Here is a 20,041-nt window from a genome sequence, read left to right as displayed (position 1 = left end):
AGGTGAATCGGCTCAAGACCATCAAGCGAAGCATGTACGGCCGGGCAGGGTTGGACCTTCTCAAGGCCAGGGTGCTTTACCGGCCTTGACGCCCGGCGGCCCGCGTCACCAAAAGCGAGGGAGACCCACGACGAAGCCGACATTGACAATAGAGCGCTCCCCGGGAGGAGAGCCGGGGAGTGTCGGGAGGCAATCCCTGCTTCTTGGATGTACCGTCACGCCGCTCAACGTGCCTGAGAAGGGCTGAGATAACGTTCCCATCTTTGGGCACCTCGGCCCTGCGCGGCACACTGGGGAGGCGGAGCTGTGCGCCTGTGGCAGGACAACGAAAGCGGCCCCGGGTTGAAGCGCCCGGGACCGTGCCTTCCCTTGTTAACCCTCCTTGGGAGCCCGGTGTTTCTCCAGGGTCTGCCACAACGACGGGCCGTCCTCGTCTTCGGTACCCAGAGTTTCGTGCGGGAGCCGGTCGGCTGCCTGCCCGCTTTCCTGCCTGCGCGTCTCTTCGTCTTCGCTCGTCCAGACCCTGCCCGCCAGGCGTTTCTTCGTGGTCTTGCGCGGGCCCGGGCGGCGGTCTACAGCCTCGGACCCCTGGGTCTCTTGTGGGAACGGGGCCGCTTCCTGCATTCGTTCCTGCTGGCGAGCTTCCTCCTCATCGTCTGTCCAGGGCTTGCCGGTGGGGCGCTTTTTCGCGGCCTTGCGTGATGCAGGGCGAACGTCTTCCCCCTCGACAGGGGCCGGGTCCTGCTCGCGTTCCTTCACCCGGACATCTTGCAGCGCGTTCCAGAAGCCCGAGGGGTCCTGGCGGTCGATCAGGATGTACTGACTCTTGCCGATGCGTTTGGCGAGCGCTTCCGGCGCCGCCCCGAACAGGTCGCGGCACGGGAGAAAGCGCAAGTACACCCGCTCGCCCTCCAGGATCGCCTGGACCTCCGGGCGTTCGTCCGGCCCCAGCGCCTCGCGGGCCTCGTGACCTTCGACCATAGACCCGTTCTGCTCCAGCCACAGGTCGAGGGCGCCGAAGGTCGCCTGCTTGTTCAGCCGCAGGCGCAGGTCGCGATTCAGCAGCGCCAGCCCCTCGGGCTTGAGGCGCAGTTCGTCGGAGTCCGCCCTGCCGGTCCAACCACGGGAGTAGAAGCTCTGCAAGGTCCGCCCCTCCTTCAGGGCCTCCGGCAGGTCCGCGGTCCGAACATATAGTCGTTCGCGGTCACTCGCGCTGAAGCGGACCCGGGCGCCGCTCTCCAGCACCTCGTTCACCCAGGTCCGGAAGCGTTCGTGCTGCTGCGCGCTGAAGTCCTCCTCCGGCGTGGTGGCCGTGCCGAGCATGCCGGAACGAATGATCTGCTGGGTGACGTGGGCCATGTTCTCCCGCCCCGGGTTGACCTGGCGGTACAGCTCGTGCAGACGGTTCGGGATGCCCCGTGGGATGCCTGGCCCGTCGAGGAACGGGTCCTCGATGGCGGGCATGAAGGTGCGAATGGGGTTGGCTCCGCGGACCTTGATGACGGCCTCCATCGGTCGGAAGTGGGGGAATTCCTCGGGGGCGAGCAACGGCACCGCGATCTTGCGCAGCCCGATGCTCTGGCGGGTGGTCTCGTCCAGGGAGGTGCCCAGGAAGCGGCGACGGGTATCGCCCTCGCTGATGTCGTACACCGTGGTCTTGCCGACATACTGCGAGAAGATCTCGCGCTCCTCGTCGTCCACCGCGAGCGGGAAAAAGATCTTGCGGCCGATCACGTTGGTGGTCAGGGCCTTGCTGTAGTTGTCGCCGTAGACCACGGCGAGCTGGGCGAGGTTCTGCACCCCGATGTGGTGGGACACGTTGTAGGAACGCAGCACGCCGAGCGAGCGCATCATGTACGGCAGTTGTCCGAAGGAAGGGAACTCGTCGAGGACATACGCGGCGTGCCTTTTAAGGACGCCGCCCTGGGCCGCCGCCTCGCGCTGGAGGTCGCGGTCGATGAATCGCTTGACGAGCTGGAGGAGCACCACGCCGTCGCCCTCCATCATGTACTCCTGCTGGATGCCGATGTAGAGCAGAGTGGGCTCGCGAAAGGCCGCGCGTACGTCGATGTTCTCGCCCACCAGGCTCTCAGTCGCCCGCGCCACCATCGGGTTGTAGAAGATGCGCAGGGCGTTCTTGATGCCCTGCAGGACCGAGGCGACCTCCTGGTTCCCCTGCGCGAAGATGCCCTTGAGGTTGAGGACCACCTCGCTGTTCTCGTCGAAGGCGGCCTGGTCCTCGAACCACTTTTTGAGTTCGTTCGGCGTGAACTGCGCCATACGCAGCAGCTCACTGAAGTTGGGCGTGTCGCTCCTGGCGAGGTACAGCAGGAAGGCGGCAAGCACCCCGCGGTCCCGGTCCCGGTAGTGCTTGCCGGGCTCCTGGCCGTACTCCGGCGGTGGCATGATGGTGGTCGCCATTCTCAGGGCGCTGGCGTAGTCCTCGATGCTGTCGAGCAGCGGCAGACGCATCGTGTTGGGGCTGAACGGGGTAAACATCATCACCCTGCGCCGCCGCCTGACCCAGTACCCGATCATGTCGAAGAAGCCGGAGTCCGGTTGTGGGTATTTCAAGTCGAAGACGATCACCGTGAACCCCAGGTGGGCGGCCAGCATGATCAGCGGTCTGAAGTAGCCGCGGGTCTTGCCCGCCCCCACCCCCCCGAGCACCAGGACGTTCTCGGCGAGCGCCGCCATGCGCACGTAGAGCGGGAAGGTCTTGCGGTACTCGATCTTGCCCTCGCGGCCCACGCTGAGCAGGTGGCCGAGGTACCCGAGCAGCTTGTTCTCCGGCCTCGTCGGGTCATGCGTCCGGTACTGGTTCAGGCCCTGATCGTCGGCCTGGGCCCACCAGGCGAGGCCGGGGTCCTTGGTGGCGTACGTGCGCGGCCGGGCCTTGAAGCCGTAGATGACCAGTCCCACGGCGGGCAACGCCAGCGACCACAGCGGGAAGAGGCGGGCGAAGCCCTGCTGGAATGCCGCGTTGCAGGCCTGGCTCAGGACGCAGTCGAGCAGGAACGTCTGGCTGTGCAGGGCTGCCGGCCAGCCTTTGGCGACCATCACTTGGGAGACCTGCCCTGCCGTGTGCACGGCGAAGTAGCCGGGGACGAGGAGCGTGGCGAGAAACAGCAGCAGCCAGCCGACCGGGAAGGTGCGGACCCCCTGACTCTGCTGAACGGTGCCCGCCGGGGCAGAAGCGTGGGACAAGGGGAAGGGCTCCTTTCAGGGGACCGGGGAAAGACACTGCGCCCCGGAACTCAGGCAGCGGGGCGCAGGAGGCGGGGTTCAGGGCTTCGGGGGAGGCAGGGCACCCCGGACGGAGCGGGTGGTGGCCTGCGCGAGGATCACCTTGGGATTGGGGACCGTCACGCCGCCGCCGGGCAGGCCGTTTCCTTTGGGCAGTTGCGTGACGGTCACCTTCGGGCCGCTGCTGGCCGGCGGGGCGAGGGCGGGTGTCTTCTGGGTGCTCGCGTCTGCCGCCGCGCGTTGCCGGCGTTCCCTGGGACGCTTGTTGAAGTCGGTGAACACACCGCTCGACTCCCCACCGCCCAGGCCGCCGAGGATGCGCTCGACGGTGGCGGGGATGCGCCGCAACTGCGAGACCGCGACGGAAAAGGCCACGATGATGGCGAAGATGGCGACGCCCACGCCCATGAAGGCACTCTCCAGACCCTGGGTGAAGCCGTCGATGACCGCACCGATCCCCTCCACCGCTCGGCAGGCCACGAAGAGGACGCCGCTGCAACTGTCCAGCCGCTGCTTGACCTCAGTCAACATCTGCGTGCCGATCTCGATGTTGTACTGCAGATTGGCGTTCAGGCTCTGCACCGGGCTGGTGAGCATGGTGGTCATCAGGATCGCCATGAAGACTGGAATGATCAGGATGCTGACGACGTTGGACAGCCAGATCACGCCGACCGTCTGGAGAAACTGTCGTGACCCGAGGGTCGTCAGGGCCAGCACGATGGGCAGGGCCAGCACGCTGATCACCACCATCATGCCGCTGCTGTACACCAGGATCGCGAACACGCTGAAGATGCCCAGCGTGAGGAAGTACGCCGCCGAGTAGGCCGACTTCGGAAGGGGTGATTTGATGTTGCTCCCGCTGTCGACGGTTTTCTGCATCTCCTGGTAAGCCGTCTCCAGCGTATTGGGGTCCGCCTTGGTCCCGAAGAGGGCCTTCTGCGTGGCGATGGCCTGGATGTCCATGCTGATCGCGACGTAGTTGGAAATCTTCTCGTCCAGTTCCTTCGTCTTGGCGAGGATGCGCTGGTCCAGCATGGCTTGACCGACCCGCGCGCTTCCGACGTAAGCCGTCTGCCAGGCGCCCATCGCCCAGTCCGCCGCGACCCAGCCAACGCCGCTTTTCGTGGTGTAGGCGTTCGCCGCGGTAAAGGCCACGAAGCCCAGTGCCAGCGCACGCAGGAATGGCGTGGCCGTTCCGCGACCGATGGAGGTCAGGAGCGCCCACAGGACGCTGGCGACCACGATGAACTTGGCGATGGCCGCCGTGACCGTGAACAGGTTGACGTCATTGATGTCCTTGATGCTCGCCTGGAGCCAGCACCCGGGATCGGGCACGAAGGTCTCCAGGTTGATGCGGCTTCCCCCTTGAGCCGGTGCGTTGCGCTCCAGCATGGTCTGACAGATGGGGCTGAGGCCCCCCGCTCCGGGATCGCTTTCGGCCAGGGCGGGCGCCCCCAGGGTGAACAGCAGCGCGAGGACGCACCACAGGCGCCGCATCACGGCCCTCCCAGCAGGTCGACTCCACGCAGGCTTGCGCCGCTCACGGCACTGCCCATGCCATCAGTGAGGTTGCGGCTGTAGTTGCGCAGGCGCTGGGCCTCACGCCTGGCCTGCTGCCGCTGCGCTTCCATCATTCGGGCGATGGCGTTCGCCTTGTCGAGCCGCGAACGCTGCATCTCCTCCAGCATCTGTCCGAGCGTCTCGGCCTGCGCCACCTGAATTTTCGTCTGGTTGGCCAGCGCGGCCGTGAGCGCGGCGCTGTTCAGGGCACTGACCCGCAGGGATTCCAGCGAGGCCGAACCCACCATCCGGCTGATGTCCTCGATTTTCTTGTTGTCCTTGAGCGCCTGGGCCGCCCCCTGCGAGTAGTCCAGCGCGTCGAGCGCCCGGTCCTGGGTCTCCTTGGTCAGGCTCTGCGTGTTGCTCTGGGCCTCGGCGTTGTCGGCGTTCCGCTGAACCCTGGCCTTGAGATCCTGAAGTCCCGCGGCCTGCTCGCGCACCGCGACGGCCTCGGCAGGCGTCATCGCGGTACGCAGGCGACCCAGCACCTCACGCTGCTGGTCGGTGAGGGCATCGATGGCCGCCTGAGCCACGCCCTGCGGGTCCTGCTGGTACTGGCCCTGGCTGAAGACCTGGTTCACGCCCGCCAGACGCATGACGCTGTTCGCGCTGGCGACGAAGTCCGTGTAGTTGTTCGGGCGGATGATGTTCTTCGCCGTATCCTGAATCTGCCGCGCGGCCGTCAACCACTTCTGGACCTGCTGGATCTGCCCGAGGAGCGGGCCGAGGTTCGACCCTCCCCCCAGGCCGATCAGGTCCAGCAACTGACTCAGGCCGGGAATCTGCCCGAGCAGCGTGTCCAGGCCCGGAATCATCTTCAGGATGTCCGTGAGCGGGCCGAGGCCCGCGAGAAAGTTGAGACCCGGGATCATGCCGATCAAACTCATCAGGCCGCCCGACTGCAGGAGATCCGTGAGACTCCCCAGGTCCTGGGCATGAGCCGTCGACGGCAGGGCGAGGCTGAGCGCAACGCCGAGGGTCACGAACCGGCGAGAAGGTGCCCGGGTCACCGACGGCCTCCCCGCAGGGAAGTCCGTGCTCCGGGCAGGGGTCCCTGCAAGCGTCCCAGCAAGCTGCCTTTCCCGGATGAAGGCTTCGCTCCCGGGACCGGACACGTGAGGGGTGGAAGTGTTCATGCGACTTTCCTCCTGGTCCGGACTTCTGCGGCGAGTTGCAAGATGGCCTCGGTGCGGCCGCCGAGCCGTTGCGTGTACGTCTGCCGCCTGGTCTTCTCCTCATCCTGGGTGGTCACCGTCCAGAGCTTTTCCGGGCTCATCCAGAGCTGCACCACGTCCCCGACATGCACGTTGTCGGCAACCTTTTGCAGCACGAGGTACTCGCCCATCACGCCGGGCCGCAACGTCAAGGAGGCCGCGAGTTCGGCGACCTTGTCGGACAAGTGCATGACTTCCTGGAGCCCCGCGATCTCGCCCGCGCCCAGGGCGCTCATCACCACCCAGGCGCTGTTGTTGATCAGGCCACCCAATTTCTCGAAGTCCTTCACGTCCTGCGAGGTGCCCACCGGAATCATGCCCAGGCTGCGGCCGGTCTTGAACCAGCGGTTCACGAGCTGCTCCAGTTCAGGGATGTGGGCCAGCACGCCCAACTCCTCGAAGATGCCGATCTTCGTCCCAGCGGTGCGGGCCGCCTGCTGGAACATGAACTCGCCGATGAGCAGGATGCCCAGCGCCCGGAGGGTGGGGTCGTTGTACATGCTGTACACGTCGAAGGTCACGCACGGAGCGTCGACTTCCACGGTGGTCCAGCCGTCCAGAAACTCGCCCAGGACGCCGCCCTGTCCCGCGAGGTAGGACTGGAACAACGCGGTGAGACTGTCGCGAATCTGGAGGAAGTGCGGCTTGTCGTGAATGCCCTCGGAGCCGATGCGGCTGAGGGTGCTCAACACCTGCACGAAGTCGCGCAGCCGGCCGCCCATGTACACCTCGCGGTATGCGCCGACCTTCTCCGGATCCGGAACCCGACGTGACTTGAGCAGGAAGAACTGCTGTAGGGCGGCTTCCAACACCGCCTGATGCATGCGGTCCGGGACCAGGTCCAGGGTGCGGAACACCGCGATGATGAAGGCGGTCTTCTCCGGGCCGGGCTGGTCCTCGCCGGGGGTAGGGTCGAAGATGTTGATCCTCACCGGACGCCCGTCGGGGAGTCGGGCCGTCGCGCTGATGGAAATCACCTGCCCGCGCAACGACCAGGTGGTCTCCTCATAGTCGTGCTTGGGGTCGAGGATGAACGCCCGCACGCCCGAGGGCACCATGCTCAGCAGCAGGTTCATGTTCCACACGCTCTTGCCGCCGCCGGACTGGCCGATCACCATCATCCCGAAGTTCGTCCCGCCCTTTTTCGGGTTCAGTCCGGTCAGCCCCCCGTGGCGGTTGCGCAGGGGAATCATGGGGTCCAGGGTCCCCATCCAGGGGCTGATTTTAGGAAAGGCGTCGGCGACGTTGGAACAGTGCCCCTTGACGCGGTGGATGGTGAGTTGCCGCGAGAAGGGCATCACGTCGAAAAAGGTCCGCCGCAACTGCTCATTGCTGATGATCGCGTGCGCCCCCTGCATCAGCGAGTACTCGCTGCGGGTCTTTTCCAGCATCTCCGTGAGCTCCTCGCGCGTGCGGGCATACAGCACCGTCGTGAAGCCCAGGCGCCAGAAATGCTTTCCCCGGTACTCCGCCTCGTGGATGGCCTCACGCGCCTTGCGCGCCTTCGCGCTGGTCCCCTCCCCGGCCCGCATAACCGGGCTGTCGACCATGCCCTCGAGTTCCTCCACGGCGGTGTCGAGCCTGGCCTTCTCGGTCCCCTGCTGGAGGTGCTCGAAATCCACCATCACGTAGAAGTGCTTGTTTTGCAGCGCTTCCAGCAAGTTGTCGATGATGTGCACTCCGGTCCCGCTACCACCTTTGCCGATGCTGATGGCACCGACCAGGCGGTCACCCATCGTGAGGTACCCGGGGTGATCGGTGCCGATCTCGGTCTCCGCCACCTGGTAGCGGGTGGTCAGGGTGGCGGCCGAGCGGTCCTTTTTCAGGTCGTCCGGGTCGAAGTCACGGAAGTCCAGTTGGGAGGTGAAGGCCGGCGGATGGGCAGCGGCCAGGTTCCCGTTGAGGTACCTCCAGATCAGCCACTTGATCTCGCGGTTGCTCATCACCGTGGGGTTCAGGCCCAGCCCCTCCAGCCGGTGCAGGAGGTTGGTGCGCTTCCGGCGAACCAGGGCCATCTGTGCGCGGTACTCGGCCTCGGTGGGTGGCACGTCCTTGGGACGCTTCGGCACGTTGACGTAAAAGGTCAGGAAGAACCGGGTGACGGTGATCTCCCCGCGCAGCCGGGCACCCCGCAGGTCCTCGTGCTCGGCCTCCATGATCCGGTGGAGCAGAGGGTCGGGCGTGGTGGCCCGCTGCCCCTGGAGGAAGTACTCCACAAAGGCCTCGGGAGCGGGCACGCGCTCGACGACCAGGCGCCCGCCCTCGCCCATCGAGATCGCCTGGTTGAGCATCACGCGGATGCCCTCGGACAGGGCCTGCGCGCGGGTAAAGTCCACCTGCGCGGCGGTCGCCGGCTGGATCTCGAACCCGAACCACAGCCGCTCGCCCCCGCGCAGGAACACGGCACCGTCGTCGGGCTCGGCCCAGGGCAACTGCTCGATCAGGCTCTTGCCGGAGACCGGCCGCGCAACCCGTGCAGGCTTCCTGACCTTCGCGGACGACACCGGGGCGGGCTTCTGGACAGGCGCCTCCGGGGAGGGCCTTTTCAGGAAATGAGTCAGAACTTTGGACAGCATGGCGGGCATCATGGGCGCGGCCCAGGTTGGACGATGCTCCGCAAGGCGCGCCGGGGCTTGCGCCGGGCCTTGACATACAGCGGCAGGGGTATGGGGTCATTGGTGATTTCCAGGTTCTGTGGATTGAAGAGGTAGTAGTCGCTCAAGCCCTGGAAGTAGCCTCGGGGGAGCGTCTCGCTCCATCGGCGAACCCTCGGGATCAGCACGAACCACCAGAAAAGGGCGGTGCCCAACAGCGGCGCGAGCTGGACGACGCCTGCGGCGCCCTGGAGGTACGGCTTGCTGAAATGGTCCACGACCTGGTAGAGGACAAAGGCCACGAACACCGTCAGAAACAGGGCGTTGCGGCTCATGCCCAACCGTTCGAACTGCAGGTCGTCGAGTTGCGGCCAGTTGTTCACGGGAGGTCTCCTGAGAAAAAAGGCCCCCGGCTGCTGAAGCGAGAGGCCAGGTGGGGAAGTAGCCCTGATCAGCAGTTCATGCCGAAGGTGCTCATAAAGCTCGTGAACTTACTCACGACCAAAAAGCCAATGACTCCGGCCAGCATCTGACCAACACCGTCCTTGCGCGTGGGAATGAACTTGATGATGCCCCAAAGCACGACGCCCCCACAGAAAACCTTCAAAGCGATGCTGGTCTCGACGCTCTTCACGAAGTTGCAGCCCTTGCTGGTGACATTCGTGCCAAGAGCGCCATCGATGGTCTGTGCGGCCACCTGATTGAACAAGAAGAACACCAACAACAGCCCCAGGCTGAAGAGGAGATCCCGGAGGCCCGGGATGTACGGGCGAATGGCGTGCAGGGCAGTCTTCATATCCACTCCTTTTCCTCGGAAGCCCACGGTTGACCTCCTGCGGCACATGGTGGGTGCGGCTCAGGTTGGAAGGGGCCGCCGAGGCGCCCTGCGCCCAGGCGTCCAACCTGAGCCGAGGTGAAGATGCGGCCATGCAGATCGATCAGGAACGGCTGGAAGCGTTGCGGCCCAAGCTTGTGAACCACGGTGTGGACGTGGAGCACCTGCCACCTCCCGATTCGGAGGAGTGGGGATCGCTGGTGCGTGAGCTCAACCTCAAGGACCCGGGCCTGGCGCAGGACTTCTCGGGGTTGAGATACGACCCGGACGAGCTGCTGAGCAGCGAGCTGGTCGAGCGCCAGGCCACACGCGCCACCGCACGTACGGGAGTGCTCGGCTGGCTCAAGGCCCCCTTCCAGAAGAAGACGGTCAATGGTGACGAGGCGCCCAACACGGCCCTGGTGCGGAACTTGCTGCTCGGAGCGGGAGCAGTTGCGGCTGTGGCGTTCTATGTCCTGGTCCCTTCCGGAGACGAGGTCAGCGCCAGCCGGGTGGCCGAGCAGCCCCCGGTGGTGCCGGCGAACGAGGGAGCCGTGGCCTCGCCGCAGACCACGCCGCGTGTCCAGAGCGACGCGGTGCCTGCCCCAGAGGACACGGTGCCCACCACCCCCATCCAACCGAGCCCCGACGCACCCCCCGTGGACGCACGGGTAGACCCGACAGGGTTGGGCGTGGAGGACGCCTCATCAGCGGGTCCCAGTGCCCCCGCAGTGAACCTCACGCCGGTAGAGGAGGGGACCGTACCGACCGTCGTGGGCCCGCCTATGCCGGTCGGGCCCACGACGCTGCCGTCTTCTCCGGTCGCGCCCGTACCGCATCTGAGCGCACCGATCGTCATTCGTCATACCTCTCCCCAGAGGACGCCGCTCCAGGCCCGCACGCCGAAGGACCAGGCGGTGCAGGCTCCTCCGGCGCTCAGCGGTTCGCGGGACACATCGGGAAGTGGGACCACCGGCGGCGAGGCGCGTCCGTGGGCGCTGAGCAGCAGCGCCGTCCAGGGTACGTCCGGCGAGGCATCGCGCCGCTACGGGCTGAGTTCGGCGAACGCCGGTGCGGCAACCGCGACTTCGGAGTCCGGCAACTCTTCAAGTTCCGCCCGCTACAGGCTGAGCAGCACGGCAGCAGCGGACCCTACTCCTCCCGGGCTGGTCAGCCTGGCCGCTGCCCAGGGAAGAGGTGCGCCCGGATCCACGGCGTCCGGCGCGCAGGAACAGAGCGACCAGCGTCCCCCGATGGCAGAGAACAGTACCCAGGTGTTGGGGCTGCTCTCCATGCAGGGGAGTTCAACGTCCGAGGCCACCACATCCTCGGGAGCAGGCACCAGCACGGCCTCCTCCTACAGTCTCAGTGGCATGACCGGGACGGGTGACGCGGCGCTCCAGGGTGCCGCCGAAAGTGCGGCAACGACCCCACCAGCGGAAGCTCCTGCGCCTTACCTGGTGGGACGGCCGCTGGCCGCCAAGCTGTTGGTGGGGGCCTTGGCCGTTCAGGGGATGGCCACTGGCCTGCCGGTCTACGCGGAGACCGAGGACGGGGCGACCTGGCGCGGAACGCCTCAACTCGACACTCAGGGCCGGATTCAGATGACCTTCGACACCGTGTTGCAGGGGAACCGCGAGTACCCCCTGGTGGCGGACGCCTACGGCCCCGACGGCTTGCCAGGAGTGCGAACGCAGGTCAAACCCACAGCCCCGAACCTCGTGTCGTCCCTGATGTCGGGCTTTTTCGGTGGCGCGAAAGCCTTCGTGGACGCGATGGTGAACCAACGGAACGTCACGGTCCAGACCGGGGTCGGCGGGACAGGCAGCGTGGTGACCTCCAGCGCCGCCAACACGCCCAACTTCTGGATGCTCACGGGCGCTGGCGCGCTGGGATCGCTGCAACTTCCCGAAGGCAAGGCTTCTCTGGTGAACGTCGCTGAATTGCCGAAGGGAACGACGCTGCAAATCGTGGTGCGCCGGAACAGTGAGGGGAATGGGCAGTAAGTTCACCCCTGCCCCTATCCGCCTGAGGCAGGTGGCGCTGGCCCTGGAGGTGGACCGGGTCCTGACCCTCGCGCAGGTAGTCCGGCATTACGAGGTGCGGGAGGAGACCGTCCTCTCGCACTTTCCGCATCGCGAGGTGCAGTTCAAGCCGCTGTCGAACAGTTCTCCGGTCAAGAGAACCACCTTCATCACCCGCGAGCCCGAGCGGCTGCTCTGGGAGCCCGCCTGGAGCTTGGCACACGATGCCAGCACGGCGGAACTCAGGTACCTGCTCGGGGCACCCCGGCAGGAGTGGAACCGGGCGCAGGGCCACGGCACTTCCCGCCCGGACGCCCTGTGGCGCAGACCGGGCGGTCAGGTCGTCGCGGTGGAGTACGACGGCGGGTACCCTCCGGCGATCACCCGTGAGAAGTTCCAGGCCTTCAGCGACCGGCGGACCTTCCAGGGCCTGGTCTGGGGCACGCCTTCCCGTGCCCGCACCGCACACCTCGCCGAGCGTCACGGCGGTGCCGGGCGGAGCTTTCTGGTGGTGGACATCACGACGACCACCTCGGCGGGACGTGCAGCAACTGCAACCGCGGGTGGCGGTAGGAAAACCGGGTAGGGTCCGGGTGGACGACGACCAGCCGGGCACGTCCGCTCAGCAGGTCCGGCTCCAGCCGCTCGACGTGCTCGCGCACACGCCTGCCGCTGTACCCCCCGCTGGTGAAGCGCCCGAGGACCGGACAGGGCGCGCCGCCCGGCCCGGTCGTCACCAGGAAGATGCCCCGGCCGGGCCGCAGGTCACGGTAGCCCGCCGCGGTGAGGGCCAGCACGGCGTCTTGCAGGTACAGGGTGTTGGCGACCACCGTCTCACTCGTGACAGCGGGGGAAACCTCCAACCACTGCCGCGCCTGCCGGGACAACGTGAGGCCCGGACCGATGGCCGTGGGAACCCGCATGGCGAGCCCCGCTTGTTCCAACGTGTCTGTCAGGACGGGCAACAGCGCGGAACCGGGCCGCACGGCTCGCCACACGAGGAGGCGTTGCAGTGCGGCCCGAAGAGAGCCCTGGTTCACAGCGCGAGCAGGGCGCTGATCTCGAAGCCCTCCCTGCTTCCCACAACGCTTCCCGACCAGGTGAGGTGTCCGAGCACGGGCGGCAGGGGACCCTTCAGCGCGACGTCGAAGGTCAGCGTCTGTCCGGCCGGGATGACCAGCGCGCCGCTGCCACTTCCCGAAGCCTGAGCCACGTGCAGGTCTTCCCGCCTCAGGACCACGCCCGAGTCCAGCGAGTTGCTCAGCGTGAACGTCAGGACGCCCCGCTGCTTTTGCCCGGTCACCACCCAGACGCGCAGTGCCCCAGGCCCCTGGGTCCGAACGGACACGGGAAGACGCTTGGCGGAGGGGGGCAGGACCGGAGTGGGGGCCATCCGGACAGGTCTGGCCGGGGCAGAGGCCAGTGGTGTCGTGGTTGCGCGGGAAAGGGGTGTGGCCGGGACTGCGTTGGCCGTCAGTCGGGTGGAGGGGGTGGGGGCGGAAACCGGCGGTGCCGCAACCGTACGGGTGGTGGCTACTGCAGGAGCCGGGCTGGAACTCGCCCGCGTGGGACTGGCTGGGGCAGGCAGCGTCGGTGGCGTGACCGCACGCCCGGTGGTTCTCGCGGGAGCCGGGGCGGAAACCGCCCTGGCCGGGGTGGAAGTCGCAGCGGTCACGGGCACACGGGCGGCTTCCCTGACGGGCGGACGGGTGGACGGGGTGATGGCCCTCCCGGCTGGCGGCGGCGTGGCGACGGGCGGGCGAACGGTGGCGGTGGTCGGGCGGCTTGGGGCTGGGGCAGACCTCACCACGCGGGTGGGCGTCGTGGCCCTGACCGCCGCCGTGCGTGGCGCCGCGCTGCCCGCGGCCCCGCACCTGGAGCCGCCCGGCGGGAGACCGGGCTTGACGATGACGCTTTTGTTCCGTCCCCCGGGGCCGGGTTGGATGGTGATGCTGAAGAGCGGGGCCCGGCCGTCCTCGGTCAGGACCAGTGCCGGAGTGCTGCCACTGGGCCCCACGACGGCGATGATTAGCCGGTTGTCCTGCAAGCGACGCTCGACGAGGCCGTTGCGGGTCACGAAAGCGTCCGCCAGCTTGTCGGGAAAGGTGAGGGTCCACAGGTCACCGGGTTGCATATCCAGCTTCCCCGGACAGTCCTCAAGTTCGGCGAGGTAGTACGTCCGCGTGCTGCTGTTTCCCAGGTAGGGGTTGGTCGAGGCGAGGGCCCCTGCGGGCAGCAGCGCTAGGCAGGCGAGCAGGAAACGCATCCCGTTCACTGGCCCGACCCTCCGGCCTGCCGGGACCCCACCACGACGTCGAGCACGGTCTGGCCCTGCCCCCGACTGGAGAGGCCCCGGACGGGCAGGCTGTAGCTGCCGAGGATGGCACTCCCGCTCACGCTGACGGTCATGCCGCTGGCGTCCGGGATCGCGCGGATCCCCGCGATCTCGACCGGTTCGAGCACGGGTGTCCCGAGGGCAACGCTCCCACTGAAGGCGGCGACGCCAACGTGTGCCGTGGCGCCGGGCGCGAGGGTGAGCGTGGGGGGCGTCACGGTCAGGGTCAGGGCCGGGACCTGGGGAGCGCCGAAGGGATTCTCGAAACCGGAGCCCGCCGCCCCACACGCCGTGAGCGCGAGGGCCAGCGGGAGCAGCAGCGATCTGTTCATAGCCATTCTCCTTGCAGGCACGAGCACCAGGCGCTTCTCACCCCGCCGTGCACCACCTCGGGCACGGCCTGGTCACAGTGCGGGCAGGCCGTCAGCTCCCCCGTCGCCTCCCGGCAGAGGTAATGCGTCCGGGTCAGGCTGTCCCTGACTTCCCCCTGCGACCAGAGGGCCCGCGCGATCGCCTGCGCCTCGGGCGCAGCCGTAAAAGCCACGATGTGCGCCCGCAGATGTGAGGAGAGTTCATCCTCACTTTGCAGGGCGCACTCGGTCGGCAGCAGCGGCGCTGGGCGGGTGATCCGGAGAAGCCTGGTGCTCACGTCCCCAGCATGTGTGCAGGTCAGGTTGGACGCCTCGCTTCAGAAGAGCAGGTCGTCCTCCAGCCGGTCCCCCGGCTCGCCCGCACCCTCCACCCGCAGCAGGCGTTCTTGCCACGCGAGCGCCTGGACGTCCTCGTCGGAGAGGCGAGGTTCCGGGTCCTGCTCACTGTCCCGGGGAGGCGGGAAGTGCAGCAACACGCGTTCCTGCTCGGCTTCCGCCTGCCGCAGCGCCCGCACGTCGAAGGTATCCATGACCGTCTGGCCCCGCAGGGCCCGGGCCCGGTCGAGCCGCTCATCCCGTGAGAGGCTTTGCGAGCCTCCTTCAAGCGGCGTCGCGGTGCCGAGCTGCCGGGACAGGTCCAGCGGTTCCTCCCATTCCGGGTGCTCGGCCCGCAACGTCAGGCTTTCCAGCCCGTGGTCCGGCCCCTCCAGGAGATCAACCAGACGGAAGGCGCGCTGGATGTCCTGGGCCGCATTGGTGACGTGCTGACGTATCAGGTCCGCGAGCTCCGGATGGGAGGACTCGATCTCGAGGGCGCCTGGCTGTGCCGTGTGAACGCCGACCTGCTCCCCCGCCCACAGGCCGGCCAGCGTGCCTGTCTGCGCCGCCGCCCGGCCGAGGTGAGGGGTCTCGATGAGCAGGTCCAGGTCCAGCCGCCCCCGGAGATGCAGCAGCGGATAGTCCCCGTGCGGCGTGTGGTCGATGTAGACCCCCAGCAGGCCATATTCCTGCAGGTACCGCGTGATGATCTTCTGCTCGTCCATACCCGGACCTTCTCAACACCCTGGTGCCGCTGTCAAGTCCCTCTCCAGGCCCCAAAAAAAGTTGCCCGACAATCCGGAGATTGAAGGGCGACGCGAGCAGTACGCGTTGGCAACCAGCAGTAGGTTGCGGGTGGAACTTCTGGGAAAAGGCTCAGCGAAGGGTCGCTTCGATGGCCCCCATGATCTCGGTGGCGTGCCTGACGCGAATACCGTACCGGGAGCACAGCGTGCAGAACCCGGGGCGGCCAGCGCGGTAGGCGAGCAGGAACCTGTGCAGGGGGATTTTCATCGCGATCTCCCACAGTCCCGTTTTCTGAAGGCGTTCGGTGATCCGCGCGGCGTCTTGCACCTGCTCGGGATCGAACTCTTCTTCAGGGAACTCCTCGTCGACCTGATCGGGGGCGGCAAGGAAATCGATCAAGCGGGTTTCATCTCCTTCGTCGTCCTGAATGGTGACGTCATAGGAGGTGACGGTGTACAGCTCGTCCATCAGGGCTCCGATTCGCGTGACGCTCCAGGCCTGCTCGTCGAAGGGCTGACCTTTGAGCTTGCGGTTCTGGCGCATCACGTCCTGAACCATGCGGGGCGTGACGTCTTCCTCACGGATGGGTCGTGGAGGACGACTGAAGACGCGCGTCTGCATCAAGCGGGAGGTGAACTTGCTGCCGAACACGGTGGAGCGGAAGGCTTCCCCCACGTCCTGCAACTGCCTCACCTTGTACCCGGTCCTGGCACGCGTGGTCTTGCGGGGCCAGTTGCGGGGCTTGGGAAAGGTTCTGACCGTGATGGACTTGTGGCCGGAGAACCAGGACAGCAGCGGGTTGGGCTGGGGTTTGCCGGCACCGTTCTCGACCTTCTCCGGGGGAGTCCGCACCGTGAGGCCCGCCTGAAGGCTGACGGTGGTGTGGGCCGGGAAGCGGAGCACGAGCGGGGCGGGGAGACCGGGACGGCGGAGCAGGGGGGCAAGGGTTTCACCCTGGGTGTCGCTGTAGGCGGTCATGAAGGGGCGGTTATGGCCGCTCTGAATGATCTCGTGGATCGCCGCCCTGACTGCGATATGGGACCAGTCGCTGCGGCTGATGGCTTCAGCTTCCTTGCGTTCACGTTCCAGCTCGACCGGCAGCGTGAAGCGCACGAAGGCGGAGAGTCTCATGCCTCGCTTGGGATCCCAGCGCTGCACGACGCGCCAGAGGCTGATCAGCGCGGCGCTGTGGGCAGCGGAGAAGCTGACGAAATTCCCTGCCTGTTCACGTGCCGCCAGCAGTGCGATGGGACTGAGGGCGCGGTGCAGCAGCGTGTAGGCGTACTCCTTCTGGAGTGCCGTGCTGTCCTCGCTCGCCAGGATGCCCGCAAGCCGGAGCGTTTCCGCATCACTGAGCAGGACGAAGTCCTGTTCGGCGGTTCGGCGGGCGAGTTCGAAGTCGTCCGCGGGAGTGGTGAAGGCAGGAGCGGCAGTACGGCTGTTGAGCTTGGAGGTCAGGGTGGCGGTGGCCATGTGGGTACTCCTCTTCGAGGGTCGCTGTCGCGCCGCGCCCCCGGTGAACTGGAGGCTGAGGACGCGCGCTGTCCCGGGGGAAGTTGGCCCTTGCTGGAACTAGACCGGCTGGAGGCTGGTCATCAGGAGTTTCTGGGTGCTGCTCGGAAAAGCGACGGTCGCGGCTTCTCCCAGCGCAGTCGAGCTGACGGCGACGATGTCACCCCGTCCATAAATGGGGTGGGCCACCTGCTGCCCGATCTCAAAGGCCGGAGGATTTGGCGCACGCTCGCGGAGAGGGTGGCTCGTAGGTCGTTCCGTGGGGGTCAGAAGCGTTCGGGGTCCACTCTCGAAAGACACCCGGGTCATCTCGCCCAGCACGGTGGCAACCTTCTGGAGAACAGTGCCTTCTCCGAACTTCGGGTGGACGATCCTCGGAAGGTCTCCTTCCAAGGCTGCCCTCGCCTGCTCACGCACGCTCGCCTCGGGGACGATGGCGGTGCAGTGCTCGAAATCCACGATGAGGCACGGGCCGTGCTTCATCTCGGTCTTACCGCGCAGGACACCGCTGCCGAACTCGGGGTGGTGAACCGTTGCGGCGGTCACGACCTGCTCGGCCTGCATCGAGCGTGTCACCTCTTCCCACTTTCGGTAAGTGTTGACGACCGTTTTGCCCTGCTCCACGGCATCCTTAACGCAGCCCGCGGTGCCACCGGCGCTGCCGTCGAAACACGCGAGGAGCAGGTGAGCATGGTCGACCATGAACTCGTTGCGCCACTGCATCGCGGAGCGGATGTCCGCATCGGCCAGGTCGTCCGAACCCACACAGACCACCAGCGCGGCACGCTTCAGGAGTCCGAGGTGGCGTTCCTGGTCGAGTTGCGGCCAGCGCGAGGCCTGGCGGGGGAAGGGCAAGGCGGCGACGTAGGGAATCCGCAGCCCGAGAGCGGCGGCCGCCAGGGCGGTGTCCCAGCCGAGCGCCATTCCCGTGATGACGACGTCAGGCCTGAGCTTGAGGAGGTAACCCCTGGCAACCTCAATGAGCGCTTCGAGTGCCTCCAGGCCGAACCCACCGAGTTTGTCGGGGCGGTGTCCGGTTCCGGCAATCACGAACTTCCCGGTCAGGAAGTCGGTCACGCCAGGGTGGCTGGGGCGCAGGGCGGTGAGGTCGCCCAGCAGGATCGTCTTGTCCATCGCAGGTCTCCTTGCCGGGGGCGCGTGTCGCGTCACACCCCCGGTCTTGCAGAGGGGTGACGGGCGCGCGGACGCCCGGAAGAGAACTGTGGTTGGAAGCGCCGCGGCAGCTTACCTGCGGAAAAAGGTCCGCCAGAACAGGGAGAAGCCGATGCACGCTCCGTAGAGGAGCAGGGTGGTCGCCACGGCTGCGGCTGGCAGACTCATGCGTTCACTCCCTTGGCACCGTGAAGTACCCCAGGAAGATGAACAGGGCGAACACTCCGCAGCCGATCCTGCCGAGCAGGCCCAGCAGGGCCTCGATTTTGGGGGACATTCCTGTACTCCTCGCCGGGGATCCGCGCCTCGCGCCCCCCGGTCTTGCATGGGGGTGGCGGACCAAGAGGCCCTGGGAGGGGTCAGTACAGGCCGTTGTGCCTGGTCCAGGAGGCGTCAAGCGCCGCCCTGGGCTTGCCCTGACGGGTGAGATTGTGGGCGAGGATGTCGTCCACTTCTCCGAGGCTGCACACTTCGCCCACCAGCTCGGCGAGACGCACCTGCAGTTCCGCACGGGCGACCGGAACGTCCACACCGCTGGGCGTACGCTCGCACCAGCGCATCTGCATCCGGGCAGGTTTGAACTCCCACCCGGCAAGTTGCACGGCCACGGTCTTCAGGCCGAGACGGCGGGCGGCCATGACGGCAGCCCTGCCGACGAGGTCGTCGGTGTCGGCGGCCACCACCGGCACCTGCTTGCGCTTCAAGGCGGCGGTGAAGAGTTCGACCAGCCGGTCGAACGCCTCGGCTTTCAGGGGGCGGGGCACCCGGAGGCTCTCCCAGTCACCCGTGACGAACAGGGCGCCGGCCAGCGCTTCTTCCACCCTGGGGTGAAGGGCGCGGGGCTGCACGCTTCTGCCCGGCTGCGGGTCCGGCTCGTACCAGGCCTGCGCCTGAAACGTTCCGTAATCGCGTATGGGATTGCCCCCGTGGCCGCGGACCAGGGCTTCGAGCCGGGCCAGCAATTCGGGGTCGGGGTTCCCCGCTGCCACCAGTTGCGCGGCGGCGTCCTCGGCGTTGTCGGCAAAGATGCCGAGCGCCTTGAGGTCGGCGTCCACACCTTGCAGTTCGTGCTCGGCGTGTGCCCAGTCCCGCTGGGCGTCAGCAGCATCGGCTTGCGCCTGCATCTCCTCGGCGTCGAGCGTGTAGCCCACGCCGTGCAGACGCTGAAGCGCGGCGAGTGCCGTGTAATCCACGTCCCCCTGGGTCAGACCGTAATGGACACTAGGCTGGAGCATGTCGTCCCGACGGACAAACACCTTGCCGCGCCCGGGCACCATGACGTCACCTTCCTTGACATGCTTCGCCGTGGCGAAGACGGCGCGGATGGCCACGTCCCGGGCCTTGGATTCCCACTGACTTCTCGCGGCGGGCACGGCCTTGACGGCCGCACCCTTCTTGAAGGCCAGGGGCACCATCGCCTGGAGCCACACGGTGGTGTCCTCGTGGGCGAGGAGCGCCCCGTAGAGCTTCTCGTCGATGTTCACCCCGGGCTGCTGGCGAGCACGGGCCAGCAGCTCGACGAGGCTGACGGGGAAAACCGCCGCATCCTGTACACTCATCTCGTTTCCTTTCGCTCGCCGTCAGGAGGGTTGATCGCCCCTCGACCCTGACCGCGAGTCTCGGAGAGAAACAACCCCTTCCCGCGCGGGAAGGAAACGGTGGCACTCCACACCTGCAAATGTGGGGTGCCGCTGCACTTGAAGGGCCCGGGTGAGCCGGGTAGCCTCCGCGAGGGAGGCTGGCATGAGGTCCGCCGCGCACGTTGCCGGGCCGGTGGGTTCAACAGGGGTCCTGTTGGTGAATCGAGCATAGCAGGGGAGGTAGATCGGTGCCAGGGACTACGGCAGAGGGAGTGCCATTCGTCTACACGTCACAGATGTGAGCCGTGCTGGCCCCTGCGAGCCTTCCTGCGAGCCTTCGGGGATAAACGGGGGTAAACGGTTCACCGGACCCCACTGATCCCCGCCAAGCCCTTCAGGGCCACCACTGGACCAACCCGATGAAAACTCAGGAGTTGCACCTGCATAACGACGGGGAAGCGCTCCCAGCCGAGAAAATCTGGGAGTGTCTACGTCACAGATTCTGGGGGAGCGCGTCCGCATTCTGGCAGATGAGTTCCTGGCCGTTCCAACC

General features: G+C 66.9%; 16 protein-coding genes. 2 read left to right on the top strand and 14 right to left on the bottom strand.

Annotated elements, in window-relative coordinates; translation table 11 throughout:
• Positions 1-372 precede the first annotated feature (372 nt).
• From A7B18_RS19445 to A7B18_RS19420, 6 genes are all read right to left on the bottom strand, one after another.
• Complete coding sequence (locus tag A7B18_RS19445; protein WP_102128344.1) at positions 373-3,207, bottom strand: type IV secretory system conjugative DNA transfer family protein; 2,835 nt, start codon at positions 3,205-3,207, stop codon at positions 373-375.
• A 78-nt stretch (positions 3,208-3,285) separates the two neighbouring features.
• A complete protein-coding gene (locus A7B18_RS19440; protein ID WP_102128343.1) occupies positions 3,286-4,743 on the bottom strand; it encodes a hypothetical protein in 1,458 nt (485 codons plus the stop codon).
• Entirely contained in the window at positions 4,743-5,789 is a 1,047-nt protein-coding gene (locus A7B18_RS19435) for a hypothetical protein (protein WP_102128342.1), read from the bottom strand. The genes A7B18_RS19440 and A7B18_RS19435 overlap by 1 nt, the downstream gene beginning before the upstream one ends.
• A 149-nt stretch (positions 5,790-5,938) precedes the next feature.
• Complete coding sequence (locus A7B18_RS19430; RefSeq protein WP_146009603.1) at positions 5,939-8,596, bottom strand: VirB4 family type IV secretion system protein; 2,658 nt, start codon at positions 8,594-8,596, stop codon at positions 5,939-5,941.
• 8 nt (positions 8,597-8,604) lie between these two features.
• Positions 8,605-8,997, bottom strand: coding sequence for a hypothetical protein (locus tag A7B18_RS19425; protein ID WP_102128340.1), 393 nt, complete (start codon positions 8,995-8,997; stop codon positions 8,605-8,607).
• A gap of 68 nt (positions 8,998-9,065) precedes the next feature.
• Positions 9,066-9,410, bottom strand: a complete 345-nt coding sequence (locus tag A7B18_RS19420; RefSeq protein ID WP_102128339.1) for a hypothetical protein — start codon at positions 9,408-9,410, stop codon at positions 9,066-9,068.
• A 131-nt stretch (positions 9,411-9,541) separates the two neighbouring features.
• Between A7B18_RS19420 and A7B18_RS21625 the strand changes: the two genes are divergently transcribed.
• The gene (locus A7B18_RS21625) at positions 9,542-11,434 is read left to right on the top strand and encodes a hypothetical protein (protein ID WP_146009602.1); all 1,893 of its coding nucleotides are present in this window, start codon (positions 9,542-9,544) and stop codon (positions 11,432-11,434) included.
• The gene (locus tag A7B18_RS19410) at positions 11,424-12,038 is read left to right on the top strand and encodes a hypothetical protein (RefSeq protein ID WP_245872983.1); all 615 of its coding nucleotides are present in this window, start codon (positions 11,424-11,426) and stop codon (positions 12,036-12,038) included. The genes A7B18_RS21625 and A7B18_RS19410 overlap by 11 nt, the downstream gene beginning before the upstream one ends.
• Here A7B18_RS19410 and A7B18_RS19405 read toward each other — a convergent pair.
• The 8 genes from A7B18_RS19405 to A7B18_RS19365 all read right to left on the bottom strand — a co-directional run bounded on the left by A7B18_RS19405 (position 11,971) and on the right by A7B18_RS19365 (position 19,467).
• The gene (locus tag A7B18_RS19405; RefSeq protein ID WP_146009601.1) at positions 11,971-12,438 is read right to left on the bottom strand and encodes a hypothetical protein; all 468 of its coding nucleotides are present in this window, start codon (positions 12,436-12,438) and stop codon (positions 11,971-11,973) included. The two genes, A7B18_RS19410 and A7B18_RS19405, sit on opposite strands and share 68 nt — an antisense overlap.
• Before the next feature lie 50 nt (positions 12,439-12,488).
• Positions 12,489-12,800: a hypothetical protein gene (locus A7B18_RS19400; protein WP_146009600.1), complete on the bottom strand. Its 312-nt coding sequence runs from the start codon at positions 12,798-12,800 to the stop codon at positions 12,489-12,491.
• A 923-nt stretch (positions 12,801-13,723) separates the two neighbouring features.
• Positions 13,724-14,119, bottom strand: a complete 396-nt coding sequence (locus tag A7B18_RS19390) for a hypothetical protein (protein ID WP_102128334.1) — start codon at positions 14,117-14,119, stop codon at positions 13,724-13,726.
• The gene (locus tag A7B18_RS19385) at positions 14,116-14,436 is read right to left on the bottom strand and encodes a hypothetical protein (protein WP_102128333.1); all 321 of its coding nucleotides are present in this window, start codon (positions 14,434-14,436) and stop codon (positions 14,116-14,118) included. Before A7B18_RS19385 ends, A7B18_RS19390 begins: the two co-directional genes overlap by 4 nt.
• 39 nt (positions 14,437-14,475) lie before the next feature.
• Positions 14,476-15,201: a hypothetical protein gene (locus A7B18_RS19380; protein ID WP_102128332.1), complete on the bottom strand. Its 726-nt coding sequence runs from the start codon at positions 15,199-15,201 to the stop codon at positions 14,476-14,478.
• A gap of 151 nt (positions 15,202-15,352) precedes the next feature.
• Positions 15,353-16,696 carry a hypothetical protein gene (locus tag A7B18_RS19375; protein ID WP_102128331.1) on the bottom strand — a complete coding sequence of 448 codons (1,344 nt, stop codon included), beginning with the start codon at positions 16,694-16,696 and terminating at the stop codon, positions 15,353-15,355.
• Positions 16,697-16,795: 99 nt separating this feature from the next.
• Positions 16,796-17,869: an LOG family protein gene (locus A7B18_RS19370; protein ID WP_102128330.1), complete on the bottom strand. Its 1,074-nt coding sequence runs from the start codon at positions 17,867-17,869 to the stop codon at positions 16,796-16,798.
• 398 nt (positions 17,870-18,267) lie between these two features.
• Positions 18,268-19,467 (bottom strand): hypothetical protein, encoded by a 1,200-nt coding sequence (locus tag A7B18_RS19365; RefSeq protein WP_102128329.1) that lies wholly within the window; start codon positions 19,465-19,467, stop codon positions 18,268-18,270.
• Positions 19,468-20,041: the final 574 nt, after the last annotated feature.

It is taken from the genome of Deinococcus planocerae, assembly GCF_002869765.1.
Taxonomy (GTDB): domain Bacteria; phylum Deinococcota; class Deinococci; order Deinococcales; family Deinococcaceae; genus Deinococcus; species Deinococcus planocerae.
The sequence above is the reverse complement of the archived record's forward strand: the minus strand, read 5'-3'. Positions and strand labels throughout refer to the sequence as shown.

Excerpts from the sequence above, each read along its gene's own strand:
- A7B18_RS19440 (WP_102128343.1), bottom strand. The coding sequence starts at position 4,743 with ATGCGGCGCCTGTGGTGCGTCCTCGCGCTGCTGTTCACCCTGGGGGCG.
- A7B18_RS19430 (WP_146009603.1), bottom strand. The coding sequence starts at position 8,596 with ATGCTGTCCAAAGTTCTGACTCATTTCCTGAAAAGGCCCTCCCCGGAG.
- A7B18_RS19420 (WP_102128339.1), bottom strand. The coding sequence starts at position 9,410 with ATGAAGACTGCCCTGCACGCCATTCGCCCGTACATCCCGGGCCTCCGG.
- A7B18_RS21625 (WP_146009602.1), top strand. The coding sequence starts at position 9,542 with ATGCAGATCGATCAGGAACGGCTGGAAGCGTTGCGGCCCAAGCTTGTG.
- A7B18_RS19410 (WP_245872983.1), top strand. The coding sequence starts at position 11,424 with ATGGGCAGTAAGTTCACCCCTGCCCCTATCCGCCTGAGGCAGGTGGCG.
- A7B18_RS19390 (WP_102128334.1), bottom strand. The coding sequence starts at position 14,119 with ATGAACAGATCGCTGCTGCTCCCGCTGGCCCTCGCGCTCACGGCGTGT.
- A7B18_RS19380 (WP_102128332.1), bottom strand. The coding sequence starts at position 15,201 with ATGGACGAGCAGAAGATCATCACGCGGTACCTGCAGGAATATGGCCTG.
- A7B18_RS19375 (WP_102128331.1), bottom strand. The coding sequence starts at position 16,696 with ATGGCCACCGCCACCCTGACCTCCAAGCTCAACAGCCGTACTGCCGCT.
- A7B18_RS19370 (WP_102128330.1), bottom strand. The coding sequence starts at position 17,869 with ATGGACAAGACGATCCTGCTGGGCGACCTCACCGCCCTGCGCCCCAGC.
- A7B18_RS19365 (WP_102128329.1), bottom strand. The coding sequence starts at position 19,467 with ATGAGTGTACAGGATGCGGCGGTTTTCCCCGTCAGCCTCGTCGAGCTG.